11 protein-coding genes are annotated in these 12,931 nt (G+C 36.7%); 8 read left to right on the forward strand and 3 right to left on the reverse strand.

The genetic code is table 11. The annotated features are described in order from the left end of the window. Nucleotides 1–24 precede the first annotated feature (24 nt). Both NSS74_RS06545 and plsY read right to left on the reverse strand, forming a co-directional pair. Complete coding sequence (locus tag NSS74_RS06545; protein WP_002033558.1) at nt 25–315, reverse strand: HesB/YadR/YfhF family protein; 291 nt, start codon at nt 313–315, stop codon at nt 25–27. Between the two features lie 109 nt (nt 316–424). Further along, a complete protein-coding gene (gene plsY, locus NSS74_RS06550) occupies nt 425–1,021 on the reverse strand; it encodes a glycerol-3-phosphate 1-O-acyltransferase PlsY (protein WP_002014306.1) in 597 nt (198 codons plus the stop codon). A gap of 225 nt (nt 1,022–1,246) precedes the next feature. Between plsY and NSS74_RS06555 the strand changes: the two genes are divergently transcribed. The 8 genes from NSS74_RS06555 to NSS74_RS06590 all read left to right on the forward strand — a co-directional run bounded on the left by NSS74_RS06555 (nt 1,247) and on the right by NSS74_RS06590 (nt 12,410). Further along, the gene (locus NSS74_RS06555) at nt 1,247–3,103 is read left to right on the forward strand and encodes an anaerobic ribonucleoside triphosphate reductase (protein ID WP_002033560.1); all 1,857 of its coding nucleotides are present in this window, start codon (nt 1,247–1,249) and stop codon (nt 3,101–3,103) included. Then, nucleotides 3,100–3,552: an anaerobic ribonucleoside-triphosphate reductase activating protein gene (gene nrdG / locus NSS74_RS06560; protein ID WP_002137702.1), complete on the forward strand. Its 453-nt coding sequence runs from the start codon at nt 3,100–3,102 to the stop codon at nt 3,550–3,552. Before NSS74_RS06555 ends, nrdG begins: the two co-directional genes overlap by 4 nt. Nucleotides 3,553–3,570: 18 nt before the next feature. Next, nucleotides 3,571–4,248, forward strand: coding sequence for a response regulator transcription factor (locus NSS74_RS06565; protein WP_002014310.1), 678 nt, complete (start codon nt 3,571–3,573; stop codon nt 4,246–4,248). A 203-nt stretch (nt 4,249–4,451) separates the two neighbouring features. Further along, complete coding sequence (locus NSS74_RS06570; RefSeq protein ID WP_002014311.1) at nt 4,452–5,693, forward strand: S1C family serine protease; 1,242 nt, start codon at nt 4,452–4,454, stop codon at nt 5,691–5,693. A gap of 79 nt (nt 5,694–5,772) precedes the next feature. Continuing rightward, on the forward strand, nt 5,773–6,186 hold the full coding sequence (locus tag NSS74_RS06575; protein WP_002014313.1) for a CoA-binding protein: 414 nt from the start codon (nt 5,773–5,775) through the stop codon (nt 6,184–6,186). Between the two features lie 378 nt (nt 6,187–6,564). Next, nucleotides 6,565–8,529 carry a DNA topoisomerase IV subunit B gene (gene parE / locus NSS74_RS06580; RefSeq protein WP_002087772.1) on the forward strand — a complete coding sequence of 655 codons (1,965 nt, stop codon included), beginning with the start codon at nt 6,565–6,567 and terminating at the stop codon, nt 8,527–8,529. Between the two features lies 1 nt (nt 8,530). Further along, entirely contained in the window at nt 8,531–10,954 is a 2,424-nt protein-coding gene (parC, locus tag NSS74_RS06585; protein WP_002014315.1) for a DNA topoisomerase IV subunit A, read from the forward strand. A 424-nt stretch (nt 10,955–11,378) separates the two neighbouring features. Beyond that, nucleotides 11,379–12,410, forward strand: coding sequence for an oxidoreductase (locus tag NSS74_RS06590; protein ID WP_002014316.1), 1,032 nt, complete (start codon nt 11,379–11,381; stop codon nt 12,408–12,410). 58 nt (nt 12,411–12,468) lie between these two features. Here the strand turns inward: NSS74_RS06590 and NSS74_RS06595 are convergent, their stop codons facing one another. Beyond that, nucleotides 12,469–12,912 carry a VOC family protein gene (locus NSS74_RS06595; RefSeq protein WP_002142698.1) on the reverse strand — a complete coding sequence of 148 codons (444 nt, stop codon included), beginning with the start codon at nt 12,910–12,912 and terminating at the stop codon, nt 12,469–12,471. Between the last annotated feature and the right edge of the window lie 19 nt (nt 12,913–12,931).

Consider the following 12,931-nt stretch of genomic DNA (forward strand, 5'->3'; position numbering starts at 1 on the left):
AAGCGTGGCAGAAGCCACGCTTTTTTATTTTTCATAATTAAATTGAGGGAAATCATCACCGTCGTTAAGTGTAACTAATAAATTATGTCCATCGAAGAACCACTCATCATCGCCTTCAATAAAGAAGTTAATACCTTCTTCTTGAGTTTGAACAGCAGGGTGCGCAGGGTCATCTTTACGAATACCTAAAGAAAGTCCTTTTTGCACAGTACTGCAACCGCCGTATTGTACGAAAAGGCGTATTGTTTCACCCGATTGTAAGTTTAATTCGTTTTTATACCATTGTGCTGCTTCTTTTGTTACGGAAAGATTCATGTATAGTTCCTCCAAATTATGTTGCTTTTTCTTTTAGTATAAAAAATAACGCAAAAAGACGCTATTAATATGCTTCACGTTTTCTTTTTGCGTTATGTGGGTTACGATCTTATTTTTGCTTTTTTGAAAAGTTTGCTTTTGGTTCAGTTTTATTTATAATTCGTCCGATATTTGCACGGTGTTTATAAATAACCATACCTGCTAATAAACACATCGCAATAATGAAGATTTTATCCCCGCTAACAATGGATGCAATAACAGCAACGACAGCTGTTATCATAGAAGAAAGTGATACGTATCTTGTTGTAAATAAAAGGCTGAAAAAGACAACAGCTAATATTGCAAAAACAACTGGTGAATAGCATAATAGCACCCCAGCAGAAGTTGCAACTGCTTTCCCCCCGCGGAATTTTGCGAAGATCGGATAGACATGTCCAAGAACAGCGGCTAATCCAAACCATAGTGGGTGAATATCTGACCCGAAAATAATCGGTAGACCTGTTGCTAATGTACCTTTTAAAATGTCAGCAATTGTTACGATAAAACCTGCTTTTTTCCCTAATGTACGGAATGTATTTGTTCCGCCTAGATTACCGCTTCCATGCTCACGAATGTCGATTCCATAACCAATTTTTCCAACGACTAATGCAAATGGAATCGAACCGAGTAGATAGGCAACGATAAATAAAAGATATGTAATAACCATGAGTTCAGTCTCCTTTATACAAATGTGTTGATAAAGGGTAAAAAGAGTTTTTCCCATTTATTGTACCATACATTTGTAAAGAGCACATTTCTTTTTTATAAATGAAAAAGTCATTAATTTTTAAAAAAACTTTCACAGGAATGTTACATTTTTCACAGGAACAGAAGAACTATATGTTGTATGATTTTAATCAAAAGACAACAACATGTTGGTGGAGGGTTATGAATGTTGAAACAAAATGTACGTGGAGAAGAATTAATGAAAGTATTTGAGACAATTATCCACGGTAATGAACAAGATTTAATGCAGGAAAATGCAAATGTAGATGGTCGATCTCCAATGGGAGTAATGGGAACGTTCGCATCTGAGAGCGCAAAGTATTATGCAGTAGAAAAATTATTATCAGATCAAGTGAAAAAAGCGATAGATCAAAATATATTATATCCACATGATTTAGATTTTTATGCAACAGGAACGACGACTTGTTCGCAAATTCCGTTAGCGCAAATGCTAGCTAACGGTTTTCATACTGGACATGGACATATGAGACAACCGCAAGACATTAAAAGTGCGTTGGCGCTTTCTTCAATTATTTTTCAGGCGAATCAAAATATGCAGCACGGTGGTCAATCGTTTGCACTCTTTGATATTGATTTAGCTCCATATGTGAGAAAAACAGTAAAGAGACATAAAAAACGACTACAGTCATATCCGCTTACGAAAGAACAAATAGAGGAATTTGCATGGAAAGAGACAGAAAATGATACGTATCAGGCGTGTGAGGCTTTCGTTCATAATTCAAATAGTATGCATAGTAGGGGCGGGGGACAAGTACCATTTATTTCTATTAACTACGGAACAGACACATCGAAAGAGGGAAGACTTTTAATTAAGCAACTTTTAAAAGCGACGCAAGCTGGACTTGGTAAAGGGGAAACACCGATTTTTCCTATTCAAATTTTCAAAATGAAAAAAGGCGTGAACTTTGAAGAGTGTGATCCGAACTATGATTTATTTGAATTAGCGTTAGAAACGACCGCTGAGCGATTATTCCCTAACTTTTCGTTTTTAGATGCTCCGTTTAATGCTGTGCATTATGATGGTCGACCTGAAAGTGAAGTATGTTATATGGGGTGCCGTACTCGTGTTATGTCTAATATACATGGGGAAGAAACAGCAATTGGAAGAGGGAATTTATCGTTTACTTCTATTAATTTAGTGAAATTAGCGCTAATTAGTGGTTCAAAAGAAGCGTTTTTTGAAGCGCTAAGTTATTATTTAGATTTAGGCGTTAAGCAATTATTAGAGAGATTTGCTTATCAATGTACAAAGAGAGCAAGAGATTTTCAGTTCTTATATTCACAAGGTGTATGGCGTGGTGGAGAGACGTTACAACCTGAAGATGCTGTGGCACCGATTTTAAAACAAGGGACGTTAAGTCTTGGTTTTATCGGTCTTGCAGAATGTTTAGTAGCGTTAACTGGAAAGCATCATGGAGAAAATGAAGAATCGTGGAAGCTTGGATATGAAATTATTTCCTTTATGAGAGAGAGCATGGATAAGGCGATGGAAGAACATCAACTCAATTTCTCTGTAATTGCAACGCCTGCAGAAGGTTTATCAGGTAAGTTTGTGAAAAAAGATAGAGAAGAATTTGGTGAGATTAGCGGTATAACGAACCATAATTACTATACGAATTCATTCCATATTCCAGTTTATTATAACATTCAAGCGATAAATAAAATTCGTTTAGAAGGACCTTTCCATGCCCTATGTAACGGGGGACATATTACGTATATTGAACTAGACGGAGCAGCTATGCATAACAAAAAGGCATTAAAGCAAATTGTGCAAGCGATGGCAGAGAATGGCGTTGGGTACGGTTCAATAAATCATCCTGTTGATCGTTGTAAGTGCTGTAGTTATCACGGAGTTATTGGGAATGAATGTCCAAGCTGTGGAAATGAAGATGAGGCTAATATAGAAAGAATTCGCCGTATAACGGGCTATCTTGTAGGAGATATGTCGAAGTGGAATAGTGCGAAACGTAGTGAAGAGATGGATCGGGTGAAGCATAAATGAAAGTTATGAATATCATTCATGATAGTGTAGTAGATGGAGAAGGGTTGCGGACAGTCGTGTTTTTTGCGGGCTGTCCGCATCGTTGTTTCGGGTGCCATAACCCGAAATCTTGGAATGTTTGCAATGGAACTGAAATGACGGTAGAAGAAATTGTGAAAGAGATTGAAAGTAATTCATTAACAGATGTAACATTTTCAGGTGGAGATCCATTCTTCCAAGCTGCTGAAGTGAAAAAAGTAGCAAAAGCTGTGAAAGATTTGAAAAAAAATCTATGGATGTATACAGGTTATACGTTAGAAGAGATACAGAGTTCTCGAAATAATGATATGATAGAGTTGTTACAGTATGGGGATGTTTTAGTCGATGGAAGATTTGAAATCGAGAAAAAAGATTTAACACTTCCATTTCGCGGAAGCTCCAATCAACGTATTATTCGATTGAAAGAGTAAAAAGGCGGGATAGATTATATGAATAAAACAGTATTACTTGTTGAAGATGAAAGAAGATTACGTGAAATTGTTAGTGATTATTTTCGTAATGAAGGCTTTGAAGTAATCGAAGCAGAAGACGGGAAAAAAGCGTTAGAATTATTTGCAGAGCATGAAATTGATTTAATTATGTTAGATATTATGTTACCAGAAATAGATGGATGGTCTGTTTGTAGACGAATTAGAAAAGAATCAGCAGTACCAATTATTATGCTAACAGCACGTTCGGATGAGGATGATACATTACTAGGTTTTGAATTAGGTGCAGATGAGTATGTAACGAAACCATTTAGCCCGAAAGTGTTAGTAGCTCGCGCGAAGACGTTATTGAAACGTGCGGATGGAGCGGTAGGAGTATCAGAAGAAAATACTATGTCTTTAGCTGGAATAGAAGTGAATCGACTATCTAGAACAGTTTTAGTAGATGGTGAAGAAATTATATTGACACATAAGGAGTTTGAACTTCTTGTTTATTTAATGGAGAACAAAGGAATTGTGTTGTCACGTCAACATTTATTAGATCAGTTATGGGGATATGATTACTACGGTGATGACCGAACGGTTGATACACATATTAAAAAACTGCGAAATAAGCTAGGAGATAAGGCGAAGCATATCGGCACTGTTATTCGAGTAGGTTACAAATTCGAAGAATAACCTTTAAGTTACTATGCATCTCGGCTTTGGGATATAGCAAATTTACACTCTCCTTTGTAGGTGGAATGTACAAAAAATACTTTTCTTGTCTACAATGGTAGATAGGAGTATTTTTTTAATTGGATTTCACGATGAGTTCACAAGAAGGACACAAAATGTGACTATACTGAAAGTACGAATTCACCAGGGAGGGGAAATAAAACATGGGATATTACGACGGACCGAATTTGAATGAAGAGCATAGTGAAACGAGAGAAGTGAAAAAATCAGGTAGTAAAAAAGGATATTTTTTCACAGGTTTAGTTGGAGCTGTAGTCGGGGCGGTTTCGATTAGTTTTGCAGCACCGTACATGCCATGGGTGCAAAATAATAATGCAGCTGTTTCGTCATTCAATTCTAATAAACAAGTAGAAGGAACTGTAGTTCCAGTTGTAAATAAAGCGAAAAATGAAACTGATTTACCGGGAATGATCGAAGGCGCGAAGGATGTTGTTGTAGGTGTTATTAATATGCAACAAAGTGTTGATCCATTTGCAATGCAACCGACAGGCCAAGAGCAACAAGCTGGCTCAGGATCAGGTGTTATTTATAAAAAAGCAGGAAATAAAGCGTATATTGTAACGAACAACCATGTAGTAGATGGAGCAAATAAACTTGCTGTAAAACTAAGTGATGGTAAAAAGGTAGATGCAAAGCTTGTAGGGAAAGACCCTTGGTTAGATTTAGCGGTTGTAGAAATTGATGGATCTAATGTAAATAAAGTTGCCACTTTAGGTGATTCAAGTAAACTTCGTGCGGGTGAAAAAGCGATTGCAATCGGTAACCCACTTGGGTTTGATGGAAGTGTAACAGAAGGTATTATTAGTAGCAAAGAACGTGAAATTCCAGTAGATATTGATGGCGATAAGCGTGCAGATTGGAATGCTCAAGTTATTCAAACAGATGCAGCGATTAACCCAGGTAATAGTGGTGGTGCGTTATTTAACCAAAACGGTGAAATAATTGGGATTAATTCAAGTAAAATTGCACAACAAGAAGTTGAAGGAATTGGATTTGCTATTCCAATTAATATTGCAAAGCCAGTTATTGAATCCCTTGAAAAAGAAGGAGTGGTGAAACGTCCAGCACTAGGAGTCGGTGTCGTTTCATTAGAAGATGTGCAAGCTTATGCAGTAAATCAATTAAAAGTGCCAAAAGAAGTAACAAACGGCGTTGTATTAGGTAAAATCTATCCAATATCACCAGCGGAAAAAGCTGGTTTAGAGCAATATGATATAGTAGTAGCGTTAGATGATCAAAAAGTAGAGAATTCACTTCAATTCCGTAAATATTTATATGAAAAGAAAAAAGTAGGCGAGAAAGTAGAAGTTACATTCTATCGCAATGGCCAAAAAATGACGAAAACAGCTACATTAGCAGATAATTCAGCTACAAAGAATCAATAATCGGAATAAAAGAAAGTCTCTTTCATGTTGAAAGAGACTTTCTTTATCGGATATACTAAAGAAATAGGAGGGATAAATTATGATAATTGAAAACCCAACTCGTACGGAAATTGGTGAAGTATTAAAGAAAAGTAAAACGATTGCAGTTGTTGGATTATCAGATAAGCCAGAACGCACATCGTATATGGTTTCAAAAGCAATGCAAGATGCTGGGTACCGCATTATTCCAGTAAATCCAACAGTAGATGAAGTACTCGGAGAAAAGGCGGTTTCTTCACTGACGGATATTAAAGAACATGTTGATATTGTAAATGTGTTTCGTCGCTCAGAATTTTTAAAGGATGTTGCGAAAGAGTTTGTAGAGATTGATGCAGATGTTTTCTGGGCACAATTAGGAGTACAAGATGAAGATACATATAAACTTTTACAAGAAAAAGGCTACACAGTAATAATGGATCGTTGCATTAAAGTAGAGCATGTAATGACAAAATAGTATAGATTTTAAAGATAGAAAGATTGATTCAGCCCTCGCTTTTTACATAAGTAGGGCGGATGAACGAGGTGTTCATCATGAGATTTTTTAAAGGCTGTTTTTGGGGATTGTTACTTGTTACCCCATTTTGGATATTGATCATTTGGATCATGATAAAGGTTTGGAATGTATAATGTTGGAATACATATCCATTTCTCGTTGACAAACGATTATTTTTCTGAAATAGTAGCCTAGAGGAATCCTTGTGAAAAAAAACAAGGATTTTTCTATTGAAAATAGTATATAAAAGAGATAAGATAACTTGCCAAAACTATAGTCGAGGCGTTATTCTATAATAGAAACATATGTTCTGATTTGATTAGGAAAGGGGCAAGGAGTTTGGCGAAGCATCAGTTCCAATATAATGAAGATGCAATTCAAGTGTTAGAAGGACTTGAAGCCGTTCGAAAACGCCCGGGTATGTATATCGGGAGTACGGATAGCCGTGGATTGCATCATTTAGTATATGAAATAGTAGATAACTCCGTTGATGAAGCATTAGCGGGATTTGGCGACGAAATTTCTGTCGTAATACATAAAGATAATAGTATTAGCGTAATTGATAAAGGGCGAGGAATGCCTACGGGAATGCATAAGCTTGGAAAGCCGACACCTGAAGTTATTTTAACAGTACTTCATGCTGGTGGTAAGTTTGGCCAAGGAGGCTATAAAACGAGTGGTGGTTTACACGGTGTTGGGGCATCAGTTGTAAACGCCTTATCAGAATGGCTAGTAGTAACGATTAAGCGAGATGGTAGCATTTATGAACAACGCTTTGAAAATGGTGGTACTCCTGCAACGACGTTAGAGAAAATCGGGAAAACGAAAGAGTCTGGTACAACGATGCACTTCAAACCAGATACAACTATTTTCAGCACAACAAATTATAATTATGAAACATTATGTGAGAGATTACGTGAATCTGCATTCTTATTAAAAGGAATGAAAATCTCGATAAAAGATGAACGTAATGATTTAGAAGATGTGTTTCATTATGAAACAGGAATTGAGGCTTTCGTTTCATACTTAAACGAAGAGAAAGATTCGATTCATCCAGTTGTATATTTCTCGGGTGAGCAAAATGGAATTGAAGCAGAGTTAGCCTTTCAGTTTAATGATGGTTACTCAGAAAACATTCTTTCGTTTGTAAATAATGTACGTACAAAAGACGGTGGTACACACGAAGCTGGATTTAAAACAGCAATGACACGTGTGTTCAATGAGTATGCTCGTAAAGTTTCTTTATTAAAAGAAAAAGACAAAAATTTAGAGGGTACAGATATTCGAGAAGGATTAGCTTCGATTGTTTCTGTACGTGTACCAGAAGACGTACTCCAGTTTGAAGGGCAAACGAAAGGGAAACTAGGTACAAGTGAAGCTCGTTCTTCAATTGATGCAATTGTATCTGAGCATTTAGCTTACTTTTTAGAAGAAAACCCGGATGTAGCTACACTTCTTGTGAGAAAGGCAATTAAAGCAGCACAAGCACGTGAGGCTGCTCGTAAAGCGAGAGAAGAAGCGCGTACTGGTAAGAAGAAGAAAAAATCAGAAGGTACTTTAAGCGGGAAGTTAACACCTGCACAATCACGTAATCCTCAGAAAAACGAATTGTATTTAGTAGAGGGTGACTCGGCTGGTGGTTCAGCAAAGCAAGGGCGAGATCGTCGTTTCCAAGCGGTGCTACCATTACGTGGTAAAGTAATTAACACGGAAAAAGCAAAGCTTGCTGATATTTTTAAGAACGAAGAGATCAATACGATTATTTACGCAATTGGCGGCGGCGTAGGGAATGAGTTCGCTGTTGAAGATATTAACTACGATAAAGTTGTTATTATGACCGATGCAGATACGGATGGAGCACATATTCAAGTGTTACTACTGACGTTCTTCTACCGTTATATGAAACCACTTATTGAAGCTGGTAAAGTATTTATCGCACTTCCACCTTTATATAAAGTAAGTAAAGGAAAAGGGAAAAGTGAAGTAATTGAATATGCATGGTCTGATGAAGAATTAGGTGGTGTAACGAAAAAGGTCGGTAAAGGCTACATGTTGCAGCGCTATAAAGGACTTGGCGAAATGAATGCCGATCAATTATGGGAAACAACGATGAACCCTGAAACACGTACGTTAATCCGTGTGAAAATTGACGATGCATCAAGAGCTGAGCGCCGAGTTACGACATTGATGGGGGATAAAGTAGAACCTCGCCGTAAATGGATTGAGCGTAATGTACAATTTGGTATGCAAGAAGAAGGAAATATTTTAGAAAATGAAATGATTATGGAGACGGAGGTGGAATAACATGCAGGCAGAGAAGTTTCATGACCTCCCGCTTGAAGACGTGTTAGGTGACCGCTTTGCACGTTATAGTAAATATATTATTCAAGACCGCGCGCTTCCAGATGCGCGTGACGGTTTAAAACCGGTACAAAGACGTATTTTATATTCTATGTATGTAGAAGGAAACGTACATGATAAAGCGTTTCGTAAATCAGCTAAAACAGTAGGTAATGTTATCGGTAATTATCATCCACATGGTGATTCCTCTGTATATGAGGCGATGGTCCGTTTAAGTCAAACTTGGAAAGTACGTAATGTTTTAGTTGAAATGCACGGAAATAACGGTAGTGTTGATGGGGATCCAGCAGCGGCAATGCGTTATACGGAAGCACGTTTATCACCAATCGCATCTGAGTTATTACGTGATCTTGATAAAGAAACAGTAGAATTCGTGTCAAACTTTGATGATACGAGTGAAGAACCTATTGTATTACCGGCAATGTTCCCGAACTTATTAGTGAACGGATCTACAGGGATTTCCGCTGGTTATGCAACAGAAATTCCACCGCATCATCTTGGAGAAGTAATTGATGCTACAATTATGCGTATCGATCAACCGAATAGTTCTGTGGAGGACTTGTTAACAGTTATTAAAGGACCAGATTTCCCTACAGGTGGTATTATACAAGGGATAGATGGCATTAAAAAAGCGTATGAAACAGGTAAAGGTAAAATTATTATTCGCGGAAAAGCAGAGGTTGAAACGATTCGTGGCGGGAAGCAACAAATCGTTATTACAGAAATTCCGTACGAAGTAAATAAAGCGAATCTTGTTAAGAAAATGGATGAATTACGTATAGATAAAAAGCTAGATGGAATTGCTGAAGTACGTGATGAGACAGATCGTACAGGTCTTCGTATCGTTGTAGAATTAAAAAAAGAAGCGAATGCTGAAGGTATTTTAAATTATTTATATAAAAATACAGATTTACAAATTCCATACAACTTTAATATGGTAGCGATAAATAATCGTCGTCCGACACTTATGACATTACCTAAGATTTTGGATGCATATATTGGACATCAGAAAGAAGTTGTTACAAGACGCTCACAATATGAATTAAGAAAAGCAGAAAATCGTCAGCATATTGTAGAAGGTTTAAAGAAAGCATTATCAATTTTAGATGAAGTGATTGAAACAATCCGTGGGTCTAAAGATAAGCGTAATGCGAAAGATAATTTAAGTGCGAAATTTGGATTTACAGAGGCGCAGTCAGAAGCAATTGTTTCACTGCAATTATATCGTTTAACAAATACAGATATTACAGCGCTAGAGCAAGAAGCAGCGGAACTTAGTAAGAAAATTATAGAGTTACAGTCAATTTTACAAAGTGAAAAAAGACTTTTTCAAGTTATTAAAACAGATTTGAAGAGAGTAAAGAAAACATATAGTGATAATCGCCGTGCGATAATTGAAGAGGAAATTGAAGAAATTAAAATCGATGTGGAAGTTATGATTCCGCAAGAAGATGTCATCGTTACTGTAACGAAAGAAGGCTATGTGAAACGAACAGGTTGGCGTTCGCATAATGCATCGAACGGGAAATACTTCGGTATGAAAGAGGGTGACATCTTACTTGAGCGTTTCGATACAAACACGACAGAAACCGTTCTTTTATTTACGAACAAAGGAAATTATATTTATCTTCCTGTGTATGAAATGCCAGAAATTCGTTGGAAAGATTTAGGTCAACACGTTGCGAATCTTGTTTCACTCGAGCGAGATGAATCGTTAATTTGGGCAACAGTCGTACCGAATTTTGAAGAAGAAAAACGATTTATCGTATTTGTTACACGAAACGGTATGATTAAGAAAACAGAATTAAACCAATATAAAGTGCAGCGTTATTCACGGGCATTCGTTGCTGTAAACTTGAAAAAAGATGATGAAGTTGTTGATATATTTGCGACAGATGGGACAAGTGATATTGTTCTTGCAACACATGGTGCATATGCACTTGTATTCAATGAAGAAGAAGTAAGTCCAGTTGGTGTCAGAGCAGCTGGTGTGAAAGCAATTAATTTAAAAGAAGATGACTATGTTGCTTCTGGTAAACCGTTAAATGGTGAAAAAGATCAACTTATTCTCGTTACGCAGCGAGGTGCTGTGAAACGTATAAAGGCATCGGAAATTGAGAAATCAACGAGGGCGAAGCGAGGCCTTGTAATTTTTAAAGAGTTAAAACGTAATCCGTACCGCATTGTCGGTATTGAAATTGTTCGAGATGATGAATTAGTTTACATGAAGACAGAGAAACACATTGTAGAAGAAATTGATCCGAAAGCGTTTCGAAATAAAGACCGGTATAGTAATGGTAGTTTAGTACTAGATGTTAATGATACTGGTGAAGTAATTGAAACGTGGACAAAGAAAAGAACGGAATAAAGTGAAACTTTAATTAGTGGGGTTTTTTTCCATCCCCCACTGATTATTAGCCTTCACCAATCGGGCTTTTACGGGCAGTTGGTCTCCCGCCTAACTTCCCTCGCATTCGCCTTATTTTGAGGTGGGAGTCTTACGGCGCGTTAATGCGGGATAAAGGGAGCATCTTGCTATGAATGATAGCAAGATGCTTTTTTCTAAGCAAATCATTATGTATATAAAAATAATCTTGTTATAATGATGAAATGAAATCGTTCTCATAAAGTGAAACTTTAATCAGTGGGGATTTTCTTTATCCCCACTGATTATTAGTTGAACCAATCGGGCTTTTACGAGCAGTTGATTCCTCACCTAATTTCTTTGCTTTCGCTGAATTTTGAGTTAGGAATCTTACTGCCCGTTAAAGCGGGACAAATGGAGGGGCAACATGAAAAAAATAGGTGTAGGGATTGTAGGATTTGGATTTTCTAGTACAACATTTCACATCCCGTTATTACAAACGATAGAAGAATACGATATTCGTGCTATTTTATCATCAAAAGAAGAAGTAGTGAAACAAGCATTACCAAATGCTGAAGTTGTTGGTACAATTGATGAATTAGTAAATCGAGCTGATATTGACTTAGTGGTCATTACTTCGCCGAATACAACCCATTTTCCATATGTAAAAGAAGCAATTGTACACGGTAAGCATGTTGTTGTGGAAAAACCATTCGTTGTTTCAATTGAAGAAGGAGAAGAACTTATTTCATTAGCGAACCGACATAATGTCGTTTTAAGTGTGTATCATAATCGCCGTTTGGATAATGATTTCTTAACGATAAAGAAATTATTACAAGAAAAAAGAATAGGGAATGTATACGCATATGAAGCGCATTTCGATCGTTTCCGCCCACATGTACGCGATCGCTGGAGAGAAAAGAACTTACCAGGATCAGGTATATTATATGATTTAGGATCGCATTTAATTGACCAAGCATTATCATTATTTGGGAAACCAGATGCGATAAGCGCAGATGTAATAAAACAACGACCAGGTGCAGAAGTGGATGATTACTTCCATGTTGTACTTCACTATGGAGTGAAGCGCGTTATTTTACATAGTAGCAGTTACGTAAAGCAAGCTGGACCACATTTTACACTGCATGGAGATAAAGGTTCTATCGTGAAGTATGGTATGGATTCACAGGAAGAACAATTAAAGACTGGAATGAAGCCAGGGGATAATGGTTATGGATCAGACTCTGAAGAGAATTTTGCTACTTTAGAAACAGAAGAAAGCTTAGAGCGTATTCCAACAGAAGTCGGCTGCTATGACATGTACTATAAAGGCGTGCGAGATAGCATATTAAATGGTGAAAAACTACCTGTAACTGCTCAAGAAGGTTTAGACGTTATTAAATTGATTCAATTGGCGACTGAAAGTAGTGAAACGGGTAGAGTCATTGCGGTAAAATAAAAAAAGACACGAATTTCGTGTCTTTTTTTATTAGGAATATGCGAATATGACTCATTATTTAGTTTAGTCGTTTATCATACATTAACTGGATTTGTATGCCGTAAGGATCTTCAATAATACCATATGCTTCACTAAATATATTTTTTTCTAATGGAGAGATTATTTTCACATGCTTATCGGAAATTAAATTATTATAAAATCTTTGTATTTCTTCTAAATTAGCACTTTGAATGCAAAGTGACATGTTATTTCCAACGCTATAACGTTCAGTAGGGTTCATTGTATCTTCGGCTATCATTAGCTTTGTATTCCCAATTTGTAAAACAGAGTGGGCAATATGATCTTTATTTTCACTTGTAATTTCAAACGAACTATCTCTTTTGGCCAGTTCTTCATACGTAACAATCATTAACTTCTTGGCCTCTAAATTACGTGTATAAAAATTAATTGCCTCCTTTGCTTGCCCATTCATTGAAAGAAAAATAGCTATTTCTAATGTCATAAATATATAACTCCTTTAT

This window comes from Bacillus sp. FSL E2-8868 (assembly GCF_038005505.1).
GTDB lineage: Bacteria > Bacillota > Bacilli > Bacillales > Bacillaceae_G > Bacillus_A > Bacillus_A mycoides.